This is a genomic window from Streptomyces pathocidini (genome assembly GCF_001418495.1).
Taxonomy (GTDB): domain Bacteria; phylum Actinomycetota; class Actinomycetes; order Streptomycetales; family Streptomycetaceae; genus Streptomyces; species Streptomyces pathocidini.
Genome location: NZ_LIQY01000255.1, coordinates 1 through 19,267, shown reverse-complemented (window position 1 = coordinate 19,267; position 19,267 = coordinate 1). Strand labels below are relative to the sequence as shown.

Annotated in this window: 17 protein-coding genes; 10 read left to right on the top strand and 7 right to left on the bottom strand. The window is 65.6% G+C overall.

The window, feature by feature from the left end; translation table 11 throughout:
- The 4 genes from AOK16_RS13880 to wsfD all read left to right on the top strand — a co-directional run.
- Positions 1 to 629: exosortase/archaeosortase family protein (locus AOK16_RS13880; protein WP_157859210.1), on the top strand; the 629-nt coding region annotated here is incomplete at its 5' end.
- Complete coding sequence (locus tag AOK16_RS13875; RefSeq protein WP_055472581.1) at positions 622 to 1,989, top strand: glycosyltransferase; 1,368 nt, start codon at positions 622 to 624, stop codon at positions 1,987 to 1,989. The genes AOK16_RS13880 and AOK16_RS13875, both read left to right, overlap by 8 nt.
- Positions 1,989 to 2,876, top strand: a complete 888-nt coding sequence (locus AOK16_RS13870) for a septum formation family protein (protein WP_055472580.1) — start codon at positions 1,989 to 1,991, stop codon at positions 2,874 to 2,876. Before AOK16_RS13875 ends, AOK16_RS13870 begins: the two co-directional genes overlap by 1 nt.
- A 47-nt stretch (positions 2,877 to 2,923) precedes the next feature.
- Positions 2,924 to 4,585, top strand: coding sequence for a glycan biosynthesis hexose transferase WsfD (gene wsfD, locus AOK16_RS13865; RefSeq protein WP_055472579.1), 1,662 nt, complete (start codon positions 2,924 to 2,926; stop codon positions 4,583 to 4,585).
- Between the two features lie 532 nt (positions 4,586 to 5,117).
- On the opposite strand, the gene AOK16_RS13860 is transcribed toward wsfD, so the two are convergent.
- From AOK16_RS13860 to AOK16_RS13845, 5 genes are all read right to left on the bottom strand, one after another.
- On the bottom strand, positions 5,118 to 5,873 hold the full coding sequence (locus AOK16_RS13860) for a decaprenylphospho-beta-D-erythro-pentofuranosid-2-ulose 2-reductase (RefSeq protein WP_055472578.1): 756 nt from the start codon (positions 5,871 to 5,873) through the stop codon (positions 5,118 to 5,120).
- Complete coding sequence (locus AOK16_RS13855; protein WP_055472577.1) at positions 5,870 to 7,249, bottom strand: decaprenylphosphoryl-beta-D-ribose oxidase; 1,380 nt, start codon at positions 7,247 to 7,249, stop codon at positions 5,870 to 5,872. Before AOK16_RS13855 ends, AOK16_RS13860 begins: the two co-directional genes overlap by 4 nt.
- A gap of 41 nt (positions 7,250 to 7,290) precedes the next feature.
- Positions 7,291 to 7,752: a GtrA family protein gene (locus tag AOK16_RS25580; RefSeq protein ID WP_079101357.1), complete on the bottom strand. Its 462-nt coding sequence runs from the start codon at positions 7,750 to 7,752 to the stop codon at positions 7,291 to 7,293.
- Positions 7,753 to 7,797: 45 nt separating this feature from the next.
- Positions 7,798 to 8,955 (bottom strand): non-hydrolyzing UDP-N-acetylglucosamine 2-epimerase, encoded by a 1,158-nt coding sequence (wecB, locus tag AOK16_RS13850; RefSeq protein ID WP_240483556.1) that lies wholly within the window; start codon positions 8,953 to 8,955, stop codon positions 7,798 to 7,800.
- A gap of 176 nt (positions 8,956 to 9,131) precedes the next feature.
- Positions 9,132 to 10,649, bottom strand: a complete 1,518-nt coding sequence (locus AOK16_RS13845; protein ID WP_055472575.1) for a PucR family transcriptional regulator — start codon at positions 10,647 to 10,649, stop codon at positions 9,132 to 9,134.
- Between the two features lie 399 nt (positions 10,650 to 11,048).
- Between AOK16_RS13845 and AOK16_RS13840 the strand changes: the two genes are divergently transcribed.
- Positions 11,049 to 12,245 carry a sensor histidine kinase gene (locus AOK16_RS13840; protein WP_157859209.1) on the top strand — a complete coding sequence of 399 codons (1,197 nt, stop codon included), beginning with the start codon at positions 11,049 to 11,051 and terminating at the stop codon, positions 12,243 to 12,245.
- Between the two features lie 19 nt (positions 12,246 to 12,264).
- A complete protein-coding gene (locus AOK16_RS13835) occupies positions 12,265 to 12,939 on the top strand; it encodes a response regulator (RefSeq protein ID WP_055472573.1) in 675 nt (224 codons plus the stop codon).
- Between the two features lie 41 nt (positions 12,940 to 12,980).
- On the opposite strand, the gene AOK16_RS13830 is transcribed toward AOK16_RS13835, so the two are convergent.
- Both AOK16_RS13830 and AOK16_RS13825 read right to left on the bottom strand, forming a co-directional pair.
- A complete protein-coding gene (locus tag AOK16_RS13830) occupies positions 12,981 to 13,607 on the bottom strand; it encodes a C40 family peptidase (RefSeq protein WP_079101355.1) in 627 nt (208 codons plus the stop codon).
- A gap of 252 nt (positions 13,608 to 13,859) precedes the next feature.
- The gene (locus AOK16_RS13825; protein WP_055472571.1) at positions 13,860 to 14,870 is read right to left on the bottom strand and encodes a transglycosylase family protein; all 1,011 of its coding nucleotides are present in this window, start codon (positions 14,868 to 14,870) and stop codon (positions 13,860 to 13,862) included.
- A gap of 601 nt (positions 14,871 to 15,471) precedes the next feature.
- Here AOK16_RS13825 and AOK16_RS13820 point away from each other — a divergent pair.
- The 4 genes from AOK16_RS13820 to AOK16_RS13805 form a co-directional block, all read left to right on the top strand.
- Positions 15,472 to 16,032 (top strand): DoxX family protein, encoded by a 561-nt coding sequence (locus AOK16_RS13820; RefSeq protein WP_157859208.1) that lies wholly within the window; start codon positions 15,472 to 15,474, stop codon positions 16,030 to 16,032.
- A 95-nt stretch (positions 16,033 to 16,127) separates the two neighbouring features.
- Positions 16,128 to 17,360 carry a sensor histidine kinase gene (locus AOK16_RS13815; protein WP_055472569.1) on the top strand — a complete coding sequence of 411 codons (1,233 nt, stop codon included), beginning with the start codon at positions 16,128 to 16,130 and terminating at the stop codon, positions 17,358 to 17,360.
- A complete protein-coding gene (locus AOK16_RS13810) occupies positions 17,357 to 18,028 on the top strand; it encodes a response regulator (RefSeq protein WP_055472568.1) in 672 nt (223 codons plus the stop codon). Before AOK16_RS13815 ends, AOK16_RS13810 begins: the two co-directional genes overlap by 4 nt.
- Before the next feature lie 250 nt (positions 18,029 to 18,278).
- The coding region (locus AOK16_RS13805) for a lytic polysaccharide monooxygenase (RefSeq protein WP_205627678.1) at positions 18,279 to 19,267 on the top strand (989 nt) is incomplete at its 3' end.

Sequence of the window (19,267 nt, the reverse complement as noted above, 5' to 3'; positions counted from 1 at the left end):
GGCGCGAGGGCGGCGAAGCATCTGCTTCGCCGCCCTCGCGCCACTCTCGGGTGTACAAGTCCCTGTCCCGGGCGACTGGTGTCCTACTGATCGGCGGCGCTGTCGCTCTGATATGGCTGAACACCGAGTACCGGATCAGTGAGGCACACGTCACGGCGTGGCTCGTCGAGTCGGTGTCGGACCTGAGAGTGGTTGCGCTGTCCGACAGGCCGATCCTCCACTTCACCGCTGACGGCATGACCTTTCTGGGTATCCAGCTCGCGCTCGCCTGCAGCACTGCGCTGCTTGTCGCCCCGTTGTGGCTGATCTCCGGATTCCTGTTCCTCTCCGCGTCCCGGACGTACGTCCGGCTGCTCGCCGCATGTGCCGTGGGCACCGCGATCCTGTACGCGTTCAACATGGTCCGGTTGAGCGTGATCTTGTTTCTGTACACAGCTCACGGCAAAGCGGGACTGGAGTGGGCGCACGTGTTCATCGGTTCCGTGATCATGATTGTCGGCGCGTGCATCGCTCTCTTCGTCTACCTGCGGATCATGGTCGGCCGCCGGTCCAGGAAGAACGGTCTCCCTTCCACCGGGTCACCTCCGGCTCCGGGAAATGACAACTCCCTGGGAGGACACCATGCTTAGGACCACCCTCGAGGTTTCCATCGCCCTCTCTTTCTTTCTGGGCGTCCTCTTCCTGTGCTACGTCCTTGTCCTGATCAGGAACTTCCGTGGCGTGCGTCCCGAGGCCCCCGGTGACCCCTCCGAGTTCAGCTGGCACTTCGTCGTGCCATGCCGTGACGAGGAAGCGGTCATCGACGGCACCCTGGAATATCTGACGCGGCACTTCCCGCGTGCTCACGTCTGGGTCGTCGACGACCACTCGACCGACAACACGGCCTCGATCATCAGCTCTTGGGCCGGCAGTTCCGGCCAGGTACACCTGGTCGCGCGACGACTGCCCGACGCTCGTACCGGCAAGGGGGACGCACTCAACTACGCGTACAGCCGGATCAGAGAGTGGATGGGCCCCCACGCAGACCTGAGCCGGGCGATCCTCTGCATCGTCGACGCCGATGGACGGCCCGCCCCCAACATGCTCGAGGTCTGCGCCGGTCCCGGACTGTTCGGCGATCCGCAGATCGGCGCGGTGCAGGCTGAGGTCAGGATGTTCAACCGCGATGTCCGGGAGCCGTTCCCGGGCGAGGGGCCGGTTGCCAACGCGTTCGCGCGCATGCTCGCTCGTATGCAGGACCTTGAATTCCGCGGGCCCATCTCGGCAATGCAGGTCACCCGGAGGCTCACCGGAACGGTGAATGTGGGCGGAAACGGGCAGCTCAACCGCTTCTCCGCACTGGAGGTACTGGCGGCCTCCACCGGAAAGCCCTGGGGCAACGCGCTGCTCGAGGACTTCGAGCTCGGGCTGCGCATGCTGCTGTCCGGCTGGAAGACGGCTTACACCGTGGACACCTGGGTCGACCAGGAAGCGTTGTGGAAGCTGCGCCCGCTCCTGACGCAGCGCACTCGCTGGGCTCAGGGCTCAATGCAGTGTGTTCGTTACCTTCCTCTGGTGTGGCGCTCACCGCATTTCAAGACCGCCGGCTTCGTCGAGGTCCTCTATTTCATGTGCCAACCCTGGCTGCAGGTGCTCGGCTCGCTCGTCTATGCCGTGCCGATATCCGTGTTCGCCTACCATGCCGCGGTCTACCCGGAATTCATGACCGACTTCCTCCAGAACGGTGGCGCATTCCTGATCGTTCTCTACGGCATCGTCGGCATAGGTGAATTTGCCATCTGGGGCCCCGTATACCGGAAGCGGTCGGAGCCCCAAACCACCCGGCGGGCTGCCCTCGGCTACGGGCTGTCTCTCGCCCTGTACACCCTGACCACCTACGTCGTCGCCTGGCGAGCCTTCGCTCGACTCATATCCGGCAAGGGAAGTTGGGCCAAGACAAAGCGCAACGCATCGGCCCCGCAGACCGCCAACGCACTGGAGAGCGCCTGATGAATTCTCAACTGCTCAAGCGCGGTCTGGCCGGTGCGGCTGTGACCGCCCTCGCTGCCTTCGGCATGCTCGGTGCCATCACCGGATGGCTCTCCAGCCCTCCCGGTCTCGGTTCCGGCACGCTGCTGACCAACTGGACGGTCGGCGCCTGCCATGACCTCCGCCAGCCGGACGAAACCGCGGCTGCCTTTATCAGCGACACCAAGGATCCGGTTGACTGCGGAAGCCCGCACACCACGGAAACCTTCCAGGTCGTCAAGCTGACAGGAAAGCTCGCGGAAGAGAAGGAGCGCCCCAGCTCCATCCTGCTGCAACGTGAGGGGGAGAAGATCTGCTCCGCCGACAAGTTCGACAAGTACCTGGGTGTTACCAAGCGCGATGCCGTACGCGGTCTCGGCATGATCCGCTTCTTTCCCAGTGCCGAGGAGTGGCAGAACGGAGATCGGCGAGTGCGCTGCGACGTCATCGCAGGCCGGGACAAGAACAACAATCTCCCGGTCTTCGACGGTCCGCTGCAGAATATCTACACCGAGGGCGACGCCTCTGCCTGGCGTGTCTGCCGCAACGGCACCTCGGAGGTCTTCTGCAATGAGCCGCACACCCTGGAACTCGTCTACCCCTGGCTCCTGTTCGGCCCCGACCAGATAAAGAAGGGACGGGCCTTCATGACCAAGGTCGCGATGGAACTGTGCACCCCGGAGATCTCCCGGTACATCGGAGAGCCCATCGACAAGCGCAAGGACCTCCGCGTCGTGGTCGAGGTACCCGGTGAGTCGACCCAGAGCGCGGGCAGCCGCGTCGGGCATTGCTGGGTCGGCCCGGCCAAGGATGGCGCCATGCTTGACAAGAGTCTGCGTAACGCTGCGAAGAATCGGAGTAGATCGTGACCCGGCGTACGGGGGCGGAACACGTCGCAGGTGCTCTGCGGGCCGTGATGTCCTTCCTCACCGACCCCCGCCGCCGTGTGCTGGTGACCTCGTGCACCATGGGGCTCGTCTGGTGCTCGATCATGCTTGGCCGATTGTTCCTGGGAAACTCGGTCGGCCTCGCTGACAACTTCGACGGCCACCGCCTCATGTGCCAACTGGACGTCACTCGTCAACCCCTGCCTGAGGGACAGCCGTTGTGGGCCTGGGTCACACCCACCTACGACGCCTATGACTACAAGGGAGAGGCCTGTAGCTCCGGTGGCAGCGGAAAGCCCTATCTGAGCACCCAGTGGCTGCTGCTGATTTGGGCAAAATACCTCACGCCCGTACTGGGTCTGCCCGGTGCATTGGACCTGCGGGCCCTGGGCGTGGTCTGCGCAGTGGTGTTCGGCCTGGCCATCGCGCTGCTCACCGCCGTCATGCCGCTCAAGGTGTGGGTACGGGTGATCGTGGTGTCCGCCATCGGCCTTGCCACGGTCGACTCGGCGATCGCCCCGTACTTCGTGTCCCCGCTGAGCGAGCCGGCAGCCCTGCTCGGCATGCTGTTCTTGCTGGCGGCGATGCTGCGCATGCTGCGACGGAACAAGACCACCATGGTGGACCTGCTGCTCGTGACAGCCGCAGCGCTGTGGACGATCTTCGCCAAGACCCAGACGGTCACCCTGCTGATCGGCGTGCTGCCGGCGATGCTGATACGGCCTGTCCACTTCCCGTGGATCAGCGCCGTCTGGCGCAAGTCGAGAAACCGTCCCGCCCACCGCGCCGACGCTGCGACCAGACACCGGGGGCCCCGGAGAGTCTTCGTCGGCCTGCTGCGCCGGCTGCCGGCCGGCGCGATGTGTGCGGTGGTCGCGGTCGGAACCCTGTGGTTCTCCGGAACCCAGGCCGCTTGGCTGAAGGAGATCTACCACGTTCACCAGGTGTTTTTGACGATCCTCCCCAACAGCCCGGATCCCGAGAAGGATTTGGAGGCGTTGGGCGTCGACCCGTCCATGGCCCAGTACAGTGGCAAGACGATCATCGATTCCTCGGGGGCCGTCTCCTCGCCGCACTACCAGCACTTCATCGAGACCGTGGACGACGCGCAGGTGATCAAGTTCTGGGCCACCCACCCCGTCCGGGCGCTCAAGCTTGCCGACGAAGGCCTGGAAGCCCTGACGGCAGCCCGGCCCGGATATCTCGGCAACTATCTGGAGTCCTCGGGCGAGCCCGCTTATGCAAAGGACAACCGCTTCATTCTGGGCGGCATGGCCTTTACCCTGCTGAAGCCGATTCGCTGGATCGCCTTTCCCGGGCTCTGGTTGGGCTCGCTGGGGCTCGGCGCTTGGCTCGCCTGCCACCGGCGGCTGGGAGCGGCTCCGCGCGGTATTGGTCTGGTACTGGTGACGATGTCCCTCAACACCATGGGGCAGTTCGGTGCGGTGCTGCTCTCGGACGGGCAGAACGACATCGTCAAGCACATGATCCTCGTGGTGTACAGCACGTTCCTGCTCGTACCGCTGCTCATAGCGGCCATCGGCGCGATCGACCGGATCGGCACCGCGGACCAGCTGGCACCCGACCAGGTCACACCGACAACCTTTGTCCCTTGGCCTTGGCGCCGCGGTCGGGCTGAAAAGCGCCGCGGTCGGGCTGACAAGCAGGTGGCACGCCGAAGCGCATCATGACTCTTCGGCCGGCGGCTCCTCTACAACAGCAGGTCCCTCTTCGGGCATAGTGCGAGAGAAAGGATGGATCGAGGATGTATCCAGGTGGTATTGGCGGGGGAATCGGAGGGGGGATCGGAGGCGGTGTGGCCGGCGGTGGCGCACTAGCCGCGACGGGAGCTCCGTCGCTTGGCCTGATGTTCGCCCTGGCATCCTTGTTCGTTGTAGGAGGCGTAGTGCTCCTGCACAAGGGACGGAAGCAGACTCCCCCGTCCAGCGGCCCGATTGTCTTTCCCGACCTTCCCCGCTGATCGGTAGGGGCTGGCCCTTGAACAGAATTGTCTGTTCAAGGGCCAGCCCATTCGCATGCGCGCGAACTACTGGGGGGCGAGTGGTTCCGCCGACGAACCACCGTGAGCTGAGTTTGTTCCGTTCTGACGGACACTTCGGTGTGGTGGTCAGGCCGCGAGAGCGGCTCGTATTCGGTGGGGCGCGGTAGTCCACGTCCTCCAAGGGCCCGCGAGTGCCTCCCCTGCAAGGGCGAGTGCCTTCCCTACAAGGGGAGCCGTCGGAAGACCGGGCGCGGCAAGTGCCGTATCACGGACATGACCGGGCGGAGCTTGGACGGTGACCACACGACGGCCGAGCGTTTGGCGATCCCCTGGAGGATGTCCGCCGCGACCGCGTCCGCGGTTGTGGCCATCGGTGCTTTCGCCATCCCCGCGGTCATCTTCGTCTGGACGAATCCGGGCCGTACCACCAGTACGTGGATGTCTTCGTTCGCGAGTTTGTCTCCGAGCCCCTGTGCGAAAGCGTCCAGCCCCGCCTTCGTCGACCCGTAGATGAAGTTCGCCTTGCGCGCCCGCTCGCCGGCGACCGACGAGAGGACCACGAGGTGTCCGTGGCCCTGCCGACGCAGCGCGTTGGAACTGACCAGGGCGGCGGAGACCGCTCCGACATAGTTGACCTGAGCGACGCGGACCGCCTCCATGGGGACCCGCTCGTCGTTCTCCTGGTCACCGAGAACACCGAACGCCATGAGCACGACGTCGATGTCACCGAGCTCGAACGCGGCATCGATGACTTGCTCGTGTGTTTCCGGTCGGAGCGCGTCGAACGCGATCTCCTCCACCTCGGCGCCTTGTGCCCGCAGGTCCTTGGCTGCGGCTGACAGTGCGGGGGAGGGGCGGCCGGCCAGAACGACGCGGCGCGTGCGCTCGGCCACCATGCGCCGGGCCACTGCCAAGGCGATGTCGGATGCGCCCCCGAGGATGAGCAGGGACTGAGGCTGGTCGAAAGCGTTCTTCACAGGGCAAGCCTTCGTGCTTGATCGGACATGAAAACCCCCTCGGGGTCGACTTCGGCTCGCAGGGCGCGGAAGCGATCGAGTCGGGGGTACATGGCGGACAGGTGCTCGGGACGCATCCGCGAGTCCTTGGCGAGGTACAGGCGTCCGTCGGCCGCGAGGACCTGCTCGTCCAGCTCGTCGAGGAGACGGCTCAGCCCTGGTATCCAGGTCGGGAAGTCCATGGCAAGGGTCCAGCCCGGCTTCGGGAACGACAGGTATCCCTGGCTCTCGGCGCCGAATCGCTTGAGCACGGTCAGGAAGGACGGAACTCCCGCGGAGCTGATCCGCTGCAATACCCTTCGGACGACGTCCGCCTGCTCGAATGGAACCACGAATTGATATTGCAGCATACCCGTATGCCCGTATACGCGATTCCATTCCGCCAGCGCGTCGAGTGGGTGGAAGAAGGTGCTGATGCTCTGCAGCTGCCCGGTCTTGTGCAGCGGTGCCTTGCGATACCAGAACTCGTTGAAAACCTTCACCGTGGCGGTGTTCAGCAATTGGCGGGGGAAGACATCGGGTGCCGTGATCGGCTTTCCCGGCGAGAATTGCAGTGGTGCCTGCCTCTTGCGCTCCGGTAGTTCTTCCACGGAGGCGAAGCTGCCGCAGGTGACTACGGAACGGCCGAGGTTCCTGCCTCGCGCGAGACAGTCCAGCCAGGCCACGGTGTACGGGTACTCCGCGTCCAGATCGGCCATCAACTCCATACAGGTATCGAGATCCGGGGTCCGATCCGTCCGGACGGACACCAATGAACTCTCGACGGGGATGAGCTGCACCGTGGCCGAAAGGATCATCCCGGTCAGGCCCATCCCACCCACGGTGGCCCAGAAGAGTTCCGGCTCCGTCCGGGGCGTCACGTCTCGCACGGTTCCGTCTGCCGTCAGCAGCCGCAGCGCCTTGACGTGGCGGCCGAAGCTGCCCAGTTCATGGTGGTTCTTGCCGTGGACATCAGCTGCGATTGCTCCGCCCACGGTGACTTGCCGGGTTCCGGGAGTAACGGGAACGAACCATCCGGCAGACAGTCCTCGGGAGATGAGTTGATCGAGGCTGACCCCCGCCTCGCACACCGCCAGCCCACTTTCCGCATCGAATTCCACGATGTGGTTGAGGCCGGTGGTGTCCAGAACTGTGCCTCCACAGTTCTGTGCCGGGTCGCCGTAACTTCGGCCCAGGCCGCGGGGGATGACTCCACGTGAACCCACGGATGCCACGGCCTCGCGGGCGGCATCGAGACTGCCGGGGCGTACCACGACGGCGCGGGACGGTGCGGTGCGGCCCCAGCCGGAGAGCAGACGAGGGCTATCTGAGCCAGCAGGTGCGGATCGCAGAACCATGAAGTGCCTTGGGAGAGAAGGGAAGGACAGCGAAGTCGGCGTCAGGACAACGCACTGTCGGGGGCTGGTCTGACAGCGACGGGACGAAAAACCCAGGTGCGGAATGCCCAGAAACGAAACAGTGTTGCCAACGGAAGTCCGACAAACGCCTTGGCGGCGTTATCAACCCCGGGCCCGTATGAGCCGATGGCCGAAGGGACGACGGCAACGGCAGCGGACTCGATGAGCAACCCAGCTGCGCTCGCGACAATGAAGCGCCACAGCGCACGGCGCTCGGAGAGTACTCCGCGGCTGTGCCGGTAAGTCCATCGACGGTTGCCAAGGTACGCCACCAGCGTCGACACCGCGACTGAAACCGCTGAGGCCAGCGGCCCCCACACATGCCACACCTGGGTCAGTACCGCGAAGAGGCCCAAATTGGCGGCGGTCGCGGCAACGCCGACCAGACCGAAGCGTGTCACCTCGGTGGCCGTCGTTTTGGTGCGGTCGCGTACAGGAGTCATCGTGGAGTAAAATCGACTTTTGGATTCCTTACAGGGGCTTTTTGCTCAGGCTGCTTGCGGTGTGCTTTCCGCCTGAACGCGCATGTAATTGCGTGCGAGTCGGGCAATTCGGATGCTGGCGTTTCCGTCGCCGAAAGGAGAGGGGCGGTGTCGGAGATTCCGGTGCAGGGTCTCGTCTCGCAGCAACGCAGCGATGGCATTGCGCATACCGATGCCGGGTGTGGCAAGGCGAGCGAAACCGGTCTCGATCGCCTCGGGGCGTTCAGTGTTGTCGCGCAGGACAATGACCGGGCGCTTGATGACCGTGCATTCTTCCTGGATGCCACCGGAGTCGGAGACGATCAGGCGGGAGCGGCTGGCCAACCCGAGGAAGTCCGTGTAATCCAGCGGCGGGCACACGATGAGGTCGCCGAGGATTTCGGTGAGTCCGAAATCCCTGATGCGTCCTGCCGTACGGGGGTGCAGGGGAAGCAGTACCGGCAGCTCCAGGTGCGCGAGTTCCTCCAGAATGGCCTTGAGCCGCTGAGGATCGTCCGTATTGCTGGGCCGGTGGATGGTGGCGAGGACATAGGAGTCGTCGGTGAGGCCGAACCGGTCGAGCAGGGATGTGATCGCCGTGGCGTCGGGCAGGGCCCGCAGAGTCGCCTCGACGACGGTGTTGCCGGTGACGTGGATGGCCTCGTCGGGGACGCCTGAGGCGCGGAGGTTGCGGGCGCTGACCTGAGTAGGGGCGCAGTGGACGTCGGCCAGGGCGGCGACGACCTGGCGGTTGATCTCCTCGGGCATGGCGCGGTCGTAGGAGCGCAGTCCTGCCTCTACGTGGACGACGGGGATGCCGTGGTAGTTGGCTGCCTGGGCGCCGGCGGAAACGCTGTTGGTGTCACCCTGGACGATGACCACCTCGGGCTGGCGCTCAGTGAAGATCCGGTCCAGGTGCTGCAGCATGCGCGCGAACTGCTGGGGGCGCGTGGTTCCGCCGACGTCCGTCAGCTTGTATGCCGGGGTGGGGAGGCCAAGGCTTTCGAAGAAGACGTCGCTGAGCATGGGATCGTAGTGCTGCCCGGTGTGGATCATCCAGGCGTCTTCGCCGAGCTCGTGGATGACGCTGGCCAGCTTGATGATCTCAGGCCTGGTGCCCAGCACTACGGCTGCGCCGCCGGTCGGCTGCCGATCGCTGTGGTTACCCATGACTTCCTCGCTCACATCGTGCTGATGCCTCGGCCGATCGGAATGTCCGGCCGGCATGGCCAGCGTCTTCGCCAAAAGAGGAGGAAGCTTTGCCGCCCATGTGACGCGACATATCTGTGACATGGGCCATATGTGTGAGTGATGGGGGGTGGTCAGGGTTCACCCGTGTTCGGCCGCTGATACCGCTGCGGTCATCGTTCAGGCTTGGCGTTGATCCAGGCCTGGACGGCAAGCAGCAGCTCGGCGCAGTCCGACGGTGAACTCAGGTCGTGTTCGAGGCCCTTTTGCAGACGCTGCAGGCGATTGCGCAGGGTATTGCGGTGCACATCCAGTTCGGCCGCGGCCTCCTGAAGCACTCCTCCGTGCCGAAGGAACGCACTGAGGGCGGCCAGTGCTTGCGGGCCCTGTGCGAGCACCGGTTGCAGCACGCTGCGTGCCCATTCCATGACGAGATCGTGTTCGAGCAGATCAAGGATGCGGCCGCGAGAGACGGTCTCGTAGTTCACGATCGTGCGGTCCGGAGCACGGGCACTGTCCAATGCGGCCTGAGCCTCGGACAGCGCACGCCGAAGTTCACTGCGGTCGTGTGGCGCTGAACTGCCCAGCAAGGCCTTGAGGCGGGCGGCGACCTTGGGCAGTTCGGTCTCCAGCTGGCCGTCGCACTGAGCCAGGACGGCCAAGGCCCCGTCGCGTTCGGCTGCGAGATGGCCTTCGCGACCACGTGCTGCGGCCAGTGCGCAGGCACGTTCCAGTTCCTCATCGGCGCCGGCCGGTGCTCGCAGCAGATGGAGGCGGAGCGGCGAGGACGGCAGACGCGATGTGAGGTGCGTCATGATGCGCTGAGCGTCCTCGTCGTGACCCGCGAGGAGCAGATCGAGTGTCGCGCTGTAGGCCTGCCGCTCGGCCAGGCGCTGACTGCGGTCGCGCGACAGCCGGATCGTGAGCACGGACACGGCGGTGTCCACCAGTGACAGCGCGGGTGGATCCCATGGAGCCCGGCGCCCCGCCACGAGAAAGCCGCGTGCCTGATCCAGGCCGAGGGGGTAGAGCACGATGTGTTCCCCGCCGACCGTGACGGATACAGAACTGCGCGGCCCGTTCTCGCGGAGCCTTTCAAGATCGGCTGACAGCGGGGCGACGAGCGGCCCGGCTGATTCCGGTGCGGCATGGACCACGTCACCCTGCGAGTCGATCAAGGCGGCCCAGCCCTGGAGGGAATGGGAGAGCCGCAGAAGCACGGGGACGTGGCCCACGGCCGCGGCTCGGGTCAGGTCCTGAGCGGCTCGGTGGACGGCTGTCGCCTGGGCGTACTCCGAGGCCGTCGCGGCTGCGGCGGCCACCCGCATGACAGCGATGAAAGGCGTCTCCACCGGTACCTCGAAGAGTGGCAGTCCATGGCGTCTCGCGGCTGAGATCAGTTCCGGTGGACAGCTGTCGAGCCGCCCCGTCGAGTCGTAGCCGAAGCCCAGAGCGGTCACCTGTGCCTCACGGAGCCGTCGTACGTAGGCATCGGTGGCCGCGGCATCCAGGGTGACCAGCCAAGTGGTCAGCAGCACCACACCCGGTTCCAGGAAGGGGGTGGGGTCGTCGACGTCGCTCGAGTGCACCCAGCGGACCGGGCGGGGATCGTCGTCCCCCTCGACCAGCAGGCGCAGGCCCAGTGAACGGTCCTGCAGGAGGGTCCTCAGCGAAATGGGCAAGTCGAACACTTCCTAGCGGGGCGACGTCCTGGAGCTTGGGCCTCCTGGGCTCGGGGTTTAGTAGTTCAGTGTATGCCGCGAACCGGACTTAGCATCCTTTCGGTGCGAAGTGCACATTGTGGTCCAGGGGCCGCCCTCCTACTCTGACTAGTGGCCGGATCTGTTGGGCCCCCTGCACAGCGCCGTGCGAGATCAGCTTGAACGTGATCCTTAAACGTGTGGAATGCGAGGTGGCCAGTGCATGGTTCCTGTCGCCAGGGTGCGACGGCCCTCCAGGGTGGGACGCCCCTCCAGGCCATCTCCAGTCGGCTCCCGCACAGGACCGGCCGCATGCGGCACGGCGCACCCGCATCGCGTGAGGGCTCGTCCGCCTTCTACCGGGCATCGGCTTCCATGACCGTTGGAACCGTGCGGAAGTACATTCAGGGAATGCCGCCGCGCGTCGTCGACGCGGTGATCACGGTGCTGGTCGTAACGCTCTGCGTTGCCGACGGCTGGCTTGAGCCCTCGTACAACGCCATGCTGACCGGCGCCCCGATGTGGGCGATCGCAGCAGTATCCGGAGCGGTCGGTGTCTCGGTATGGTGGCGCCGCCGCTACCCGTTGGCTGTGGCCGCGATCGCGCTGGCCGGTTACGTGATCGCCTTCACACCGGCGGCGGTCGCTGTCGCGATCTTCACGGTCGGGAACGTCCGTCGTCGCCTGCGGGGCCTTGCTGCCTGCGCGGTCATCGCCGTCTCGGCGGGAATGCTGTCTCTGATCTACACCAGTGGGTCGGACGCCGCACTGTGGGAAGCAGGCTATGTCCTGACCCTCATACTCTCACCCCTGATCGTGGGCGACGCTGTCGCCAGCCGCCGTGACCTGACCCTCCGCGCACAGGCCGAACTCGACGGATTGGCTCGTGAACAGGATTTGCGGGTGGAGCGCGCCCGTATCGAGGAACGCGAGCGGATCGCACGCGAAATGCACGATGTCGTGGCTCACCGCGTGGGCAACATGGTCCTTACTGCGGCCGCCCTCAGGATGAACGCTGCGCCTGGCCGGCGAAGGACCGATGCCGCCCAGTTGATCGAGAGCGAGGGCCGTCAGGCACTGGAGGAACTTCGGGAGATCCTCGGTGTCCTGACTCCAGGACGGGGTGGGCAGCGGCCGACCAGGGCCCCCCAACCCGACGCGACACAGCTACCCCAACTCGTCGAGTCGGCGTGCCAGATGGGTCATCCGGCGCAGCTGCGCGTCAACGGCTATCCCGAGGCCCTGCGCCCGCCTGTCCAGCGTGCCCTGTATCGAGTGGTGCAGGAATCACTGACCAACGTGGCCAAACACGCGCCCGGTGCACCGGTCCGGGTCGAGGTCGACTGCGGCATCGACGGTGTGCATCTGACGGTCGTCAATGGCGCGTCCACCCGGCCTTCCCCGTCGGACCTGCCGAGTGGACGCAACGGCCTGGTCGGACTCAGTGAGCGAGTCCAACTGGTCGGCGGCACCTTGTCCCATGGGCGGAGCGGCGACGGGTTCGCGGTGAACGTGATGATCCCCCACGCGCCCGCCCCGTTGATCTCCGACGCGGAGACTGACAACAACGGCCACTTCGGCCAGTAGAGAACAGATGGAGAACCCGATGACGTCGAGCGTATTGGCGAGCGTGACGAACGTACTGGTCGTCGACGACAGTGAGATCGTGCGCCGGGGGCTGACCGACGTCATCGACTCCAGTGGTGATCTTTACGTGATCGCCGAGGCATGGAATGGCCACAGTGCGGTCGACGCCGCGCGGCGCTGCAGCCCGGACGTGGTCCTGATGGATGTCCGCATGCCCGGCATGGACGGGTTGACCGCCACCAGGGAGCTGCGCGCACTGGGCATCCCGCCCCATGTGATCGTCCTGACCATGTTCGGCGAAGACGACTACGTCGATGAGGCGGTACGGGCCGGGGCGAGCGGGTTCCTCCTCAAGGACACTCCGCCCGAAGAGCTGTTGCGCGCGATCCGCCAAGTCGCCGCGGGAAACGCCATGCTGGACCCTGCGGTCACGAGTCGAATCCTGCACACCCTCGCTGATCAGGGTCCCCGTGTCACCAACGCCGAGGAAGCCGCCCTGGCCGGACTCACCACGCGAGAGGTGGACGTTCTGCGGCTGGTGGCCAGGGGGCTGTCCAACGCGGACATCGGCGCACAGCTTCACAGCACCGAGGGAACGGTCAAGGGGCAGGTGAGCCGTCTGCTGACCAAACTCGGAGTCGACAACCGCGTCCAGGCCGCGCGATTGGCCTACCGGTCCGGACTCGAGCGCTGACGGCCCCCCGTACGGCGTGCTGTCAGTCGTCCGGCGTGCGGTCAGTTGACGATGCGGCGCGCGGTGAGGATGTTCGGCTGCCAGGTGGCAACGGGGTCGACACGCACCGTCTTGCCTCGCCCGGGGGCGTGGACGACGAGACCGTTGCCGACGAACAGGCCGACGTGCTCGGGAACTTGCGGAGTTCCACGGGTGAAGAGCAGGTCTCCGGGCTGGAGTTCCTGGGCGGAAACGGGGTGCCCTTCACCGACCTGCGTGTAGGTCGTACGGGTCAACGGCACTCCGGCCGCGGCGTACGCCTGCTGAGTCAGGGACGAGCAGTCGCAGCGCTTCTGCGGATCGGGTCCATGCGGGTCGGTGCACGTGCCGCCCCACTGGTAAAGGGTGCCCACCTGGCCGAGCGCCCAGCGGATGGCGGTTCGGGCCTCTTGCGAGGCCTCGGCCGGGATCTCGTACGGGGTGGGGAGCGCGTCCGCAGGGGCGGAGCTGGTGCTCAGGGGCGCGTGATGGGTTCGCTCCGCGGCAGGGTCCGGGAATCCGGAGTGGTTGCCGTGTGCCGGTGTGGGCCAGAGGGCCTGGGTGAGGGCGCCGATACCGACGGCCCCGGCACACAGGACGGACCGCATCGGGGTGCGCGATATGCGGTGATGAAGACGTTCGTAAAGCATGGTTCCTTCTCCGTGACGGGATGGGGGCTGCGAGAACTGCTGTTGCGCGGCTCCGCGTCAGTCACGAAGTTCCGGCGATGGCCGGCGTCACGCCGGCTCACTCCAGTGTTGGCCGGTCAAAGGTATTGATTCGGCGTCGTTCGTCAGTCATTCACTAGCCGAAGGTTGATCCCGGGCAACGGCCGAGACAAGAAAGCACCGCGGCGAGGCATGAGCCTCCTCCACCGCGGTGTCTTTTCTTGCGGAATGTGATCAGCGGGTCACGCCATGGCTCGACAGATAGGCGAGCGGATCGACGTGGGCTCCGTAATTGTTGGCGGTACGGACCTCGAAATGGAGGTGGGGTCCGGTGGAGTTGCCGGTGTTCCCGGACAGGCCGATCTGCTGACCGCCGGAGACCTCCTGACCGATGCTGACCGAGGACTGGGTCAGGTGGGCGTAGAGCGCGTAGTGGCCATCGGGCATCCGCACGATGACACGTTGGCCGTAGGCACCGTCCCAGCCCGCGGCGATCACAATGCCCGGCCCGGCGGAACGGACCGAGGTACCGGTGGGCACAGCGAAGTCGACCCCGGTGTGATGGCCCGCGGCCCAGGCGCCGGCCTTGCCGTATTCGGCGGATACATAGCCCCCGTCCACGGGAAGCGTCCAGCCGGACTGGGCATCCGATTCGGGCCGGGCCTGCGGGGCGCTGTACGTGAGTTCCTGGCCCGCATGGATCAGATGCGGATCGTCGCCTATGGCGCTCTGGTTCTGCTGGTGCACCTCCTGCCACGTGGTACCCCACTCGGCGGCGATGCCGCCGAGGGTTTCGCCGGGCTGGACGGTGTGGCGCTGCTCGGTGTCGGAAGTGGGCTCGGCGGCGCTCGTCTGCAGCTGCGGCGCGGGCCCGCCCTGGGTGAGGCCGGCCTGCGACGAACATGTGGGCCAGGCGTTAGGCCCCTGTTCGGCGAGGACCTTCTCCGCGACGGCTATCTGCTGATCCTTGGACGCCAGGTCGGCGCGGGCCGCGAACTGGGTCCCGCCGTGGGCCTCCCAGGTGCTTTGCGAGAACTGGACGCCGCCGTAGTACCCGTTGCCGGTGTTGATCTGCCAATTACCGCTGGACTCGCATTGCGCGACCTTGTCCCAGGTGGAGATCGATGCCGCGGATGCGGGTGAGGTGAAGGCGGTCGCGACGAGGGGGGAGGCGACCGTGGTGAGGGCCACGGACACGGCGCGGGGCCGGAACCGGCTGGTGCGAGGCTTGCGATGGGACGACAAGAGGCGTTCCTTCGGTCGTGGGGTTCCGCGACGCTGCGGATGGCGTGGCAAAGCCCGATTGCCCGGAAGGGATGGGCCACTACAGCCGGTGGCCTGTCCTTCCCGGACAGCGGGACTGCTTCGGGATGTGGAGGACTCCGAGGCGCGGTTGCTCGCGCTGAGCGTCGTCGCTGTTTCCCCAAGCCTGCGACAGCGGGGGCTGGGGATTCAGAGGGTGAAAGTTGACCGTCGAGGACGAAGGACCACTCCTGGCCCGGCACCGACGGCACGTCAGCTTCGGCGAACGGCACCCGTCCCTGCCCGCCCCGCGGCGGCCGGGACTGCCGCGAGGGCGCGGTTCATGCGGAACCGGTCATGGCCGTGTATCCCATCAGGCATGCGCCCAACGGCCAAGGGTGGAAGTCCCATGGAACGGACTCCGACTCGCCTGTCATCGACCGCAGAGCCTGATGGATGGCAGTGGCACGGCCGTAAGCTGACTCGCCATACCCACAGGGGGGATTGACCGTTGTCGTCATTCGGGCACTTCCTTGTCTTCTTTTGACCGGCAAGGCGGGCAAGTCCTCTTCCTAGGCTTCGGTGGGCAACTATGAAGAGCGGAGTGTCCAAGGAGCTGAAGGGGCGAGCGATGCGCAGCGGGACGGGCGGGAAGTTCGCGGTGGAGAGAGTCGCCGCGCGCATAGGGGTGGCGGCGCTTCGCATCGCGCTGGGAGCCGTCTTCATCTGGTTCGGGTGGCCGAAGCTGTTCGCGGGCTTGAGTCCGGCGGAGCCACTGGTGGTGATGACCACAGAAAAGCTCACGTTCGGGCTCGTCACCGGCGATATGGCCCGCATCACCGTGGCCGTCCTCGAGCTGGCCGTCGGAATCTCGTTGATCATCGGATGGCTGCCTCGGGCGACCGTCGTGGTACTGCTGGCGCACATGGCGGGCACGGTCGCGCCGCTCGTCCTCTTCCCGGATCTGACCTGGAGCGCTGTCGGCGTAGGCACGATGGAGGGCCAGTACATCCTCAAGAACGTCGTCATCGTGGCCGGAGCGCTGGTTCTTCTGGGGCATGCGCCACGCCGCGGCGACGAGCAGCGGGGGGAAGCGCCCCAGACGATCACCCAATACCACAGTTCCGTGTGGCCGGAGCGGGAGAAAAGTTATGCATCGCGCTGACTGAGGATGCGCCTGAGGGCCCCTGACGCGTGTGAGGCTGGAACTCCTTGCGGCGTTTCGAGTCCGTCATCCGCAGTCTTCGAGGAGCAGTTGCCATGGCAGAGTCATCGCGTGAGCGGGGGCGTCTGATCGACGTTCTGGTAGTGCTCTTCCTCGCTGGACTGTCCATCCGTGAGCTGGATCCCATAACCGGTTGGGGGTCAGGGACTGGTTACTGGATCACCTTGATCTTTGTGCTGGCCATGGCGGCGACCTTTCTGGCTCGCCGTAGCCACCCCATCACGGTGGGTTTTGTCGCGGTTCTCGGGACATTCATAACGGCCGACAGCCTGGCTCTGGCCTTCGCCAGCTACGCCGTGGCTCTCTACGGGCAAAAATTCCGCTGGCAGGCGTTGGGCGTGATCGGGGTGAGCTGCCTGACTTTTCACCTCTTCGTGAATGATTCATCACTCTCCGCCGTCGGATTCGAGAGGATGCTTCTCACCGACTTCGTCCTTCCCGCGGGCGCCGGCGAACTCATCCGGCGCCAGCGTGTCCTGCAGACCGCTCTGCGGGAGCGAGTGAAAGGTCTGGCCGGAGCGGTGGAGCAGGCCGGACAGCAGGCCATTCTGGAGGAACGTACGCGCATCGCTTTCGAGGTGCACGACAATCTCGGCCACCACGCCACCTTGCTCACCTTGCAGGCCGGCGTGCTGGAACGGACGGCAGGACTGCCCGAGTCGGCTCGCCAAACCTGTGTCGTACTGCAGGACACGGCTCAGGAGATTGGTCGCGAGCTGCGCAAGATCCTCGCTGTTCTGAGCGAAACCGACTCCTGCTACCGAGAGTTGGGCCCTGGCACTCGTTACGCGGACTTCATGCGTGGACTGAGCGGCAAGATGGCCGCGGTCGGAATGGACTTCGACTACCAGGTCTGCGGGGAAGTGCGGGAACTGCCGCTCCCTGTCGAGCGCCTGCTCTACCGGGTGGGGCGTGAAGGCCTGACCAACGCCACGAAGCACAGCACGGGCGCACCGGTCCGGATGATCTTGGACTTCAAGCCTGGCCATGTCGCACTGGACATCGTCAACTCCGCCCCTGTCGGACCGCGGATCCCGGTGCCCTCCGGGCACGTGGGCCTCGATGGCCTCCGGGCAGAGACCCACCGGCTCGGGGGCGTATTGAAGGCGGGGCCCATGGGGGACGGCGGCTTCGCGCTGCGTGTCCTCTGCCCTGCCCCGCAGGATCTCCCTGCCACCAATGACCAGGACGAGACCGAAGAGGTCCCGGCCGTACAGGAATGGAAAAAGGAATGGGAACGAACCCGACCGAGCGTACCCGTGTCATGATCGTTGACGACCAGGCCATCATCCGCTCCGGGCTGCGGGCGCTCGTCGAGTCGTTCGACGAATTCGAAGTGGTCGCCGAGGCCTCGGACGGTGCCGAAGCCGTCTCGCAGTGCCGGTCCCATCAGCCCGATCTCGTTCTGATGGACCTCCGTATGCCGCACGTCGACGGTGTCGGAGGCACCCGGCGACTGTCCATGCTCGACCCGGCACCGAAGATCGTGGTTCTCACCACATACAACGTGGATGACAAGGTCATCGACGCTTTTGAGGCCGGTGCGTGCGGCTTCCTCCTGAAGGATTTCAAACCGCAGGAACTGCTGGCGGGGATGCACAACGCGCTGGCCGGGGGCCGCTCCGTGTCATCCGGAGTACTGGACACACTGCTGCGCCGAGCGGCCCCGCGTATTCCCTCCGACCTCCTGGCGTGCCGTGCCAAGTTGGAGGAGTTGAGCGACGGAGAGCGGCGCGTGCTGGCCCTGGTGGGGGAAGGCTTGACCAACGCCGAAATCGCTCAGCGCCTGTGTCTGTCGGCGGCCAGCGTCAAGACGTATGTCTCGCGCGCACTGGCCAAGTTGAACCTCGACAACCGTACCCAGGCGGCGATCCTGGCGTATGAGGCAGGCCTGGTGGGCGAGGCCGGCAGGGACAGAGGAAAAGCCACCCTGTAGCGCTGTCCTGGGTGTTGGCTTCGAGGCGCGGATCGGTCGACCTTCGGGTCGGCCGATCGCTGTGAGCCGCGTGAACAGCCGGCCGGAGTCAACTTTCGGGTGTGTTCGATCGTAGTCATCGACTGTGCACTTTGGTGCTTGGTGAGTTCCTGTTTGGCTCACAAGGAAGCCTCCATCGGGTTTCTACCTTGGGTGGTGTCGCGGGGAGATTCTCCGACTTATGACATCCACTTCCGTTGAGGGGCGAGAAATGAACACCAAGCGTGCCATGATCGGCGCAACCGTGGTTGCCGCCACAGTTGGGTCTGTTTTCCTGAGTTCGACGAGCGCCTTTGCGCACGGCCTTGTCTCCCCGGACAGCCGGTACGGGACCAGCGGGCAGGCTTGCGCCGCAGGCAGCACGTCTGGCGGAGACCTCAAGGGGCGCCAGATCATGCCGAAGAACATCCAGAACGGGCTGGTCGGTCAGGCCCTGTACGAGCCGCAGTCGCTCGAGGGCCCGGCATCGTGGGACGACGGAAAGCTGGACGGCAAGATCCCCTCCGGCGGTTGGAGCGCGGGTGTAGCCCACCGTCTGAACGAACAGACGCCGACGCTGTGGGAGAAGCAGGAGTTCCAGCAGGGGCAGACCGTTACCGCCGGCTGGTGCTTCGCGGCGCCGCACAGCACCAAGAACTTTGAATACTTCATCACCAAGAACGGCTGGGACCCGAACAAGCCGTTGACCCGCGACTCCTTCGAGCGCGCACCGCTGACGACGGTTAACGGCAACAACGCAATGCCCGTGACGGGCCTGCACCAGATCAAGCTTCCCGCGGACCGCACCGGTTACCACATCATTCTGTCCAAGTGGAACATCGGTGACACCTCGATGGCCTTCTACAACGTCTCGGACCTCAACATCAAGGGCGGCGAAGCCATCGAGAAGCCGTCCACCCCCAGCGGCCTGCACCACATGGGCGTCACCGCCAGCCAGGTCAAGCTGATGTGGAACGCCTCGGACAGGGCCACGGCCTACGAGATCTTGCGCAACAACCAGACGATCGCCGAGATCCCGAGCACCGCGGGGGTCGTGGAGTACGCAGACACGCAGGTGTCGCCGAACACCGATTACGTCTACAAGGTCCGCGCGGTCAACTCGGCCGGCGTGTCCGACTACTCCAACGCGCTCAGCGTCAAGACGCCGGATGGGCCGTCGCAGTCCAAGCCCTCGGTCTCCCAGGCGTGGCTGGTGAAGAA

Coding starts and splice junctions, on each gene's coding strand:
- AOK16_RS13875 (WP_055472581.1), top strand. CDS start 622: ATGCTTAGGACCACCCTCGAGGTTTCCATCGCCCTCTCTTTCTTTCTG.
- AOK16_RS13870 (WP_055472580.1), top strand. CDS start 1,989: ATGAATTCTCAACTGCTCAAGCGCGGTCTGGCCGGTGCGGCTGTGACC.
- wsfD (WP_055472579.1), top strand. CDS start 2,924: ATGTCCTTCCTCACCGACCCCCGCCGCCGTGTGCTGGTGACCTCGTGC.
- AOK16_RS13855 (WP_055472577.1), bottom strand. CDS start 7,249: ATGGTTCTGCGATCCGCACCTGCTGGCTCAGATAGCCCTCGTCTGCTC.
- AOK16_RS25580 (WP_079101357.1), bottom strand. CDS start 7,752: ATGACTCCTGTACGCGACCGCACCAAAACGACGGCCACCGAGGTGACA.
- AOK16_RS13835 (WP_055472573.1), top strand. CDS start 12,265: ATGACGTCGAGCGTATTGGCGAGCGTGACGAACGTACTGGTCGTCGAC.
- AOK16_RS13830 (WP_079101355.1), bottom strand. CDS start 13,607: ATGCTTTACGAACGTCTTCATCACCGCATATCGCGCACCCCGATGCGG.
- AOK16_RS13815 (WP_055472569.1), top strand. CDS start 16,128: ATGGCAGAGTCATCGCGTGAGCGGGGGCGTCTGATCGACGTTCTGGTA.
- AOK16_RS13810 (WP_055472568.1), top strand. CDS start 17,357: ATGATCGTTGACGACCAGGCCATCATCCGCTCCGGGCTGCGGGCGCTC.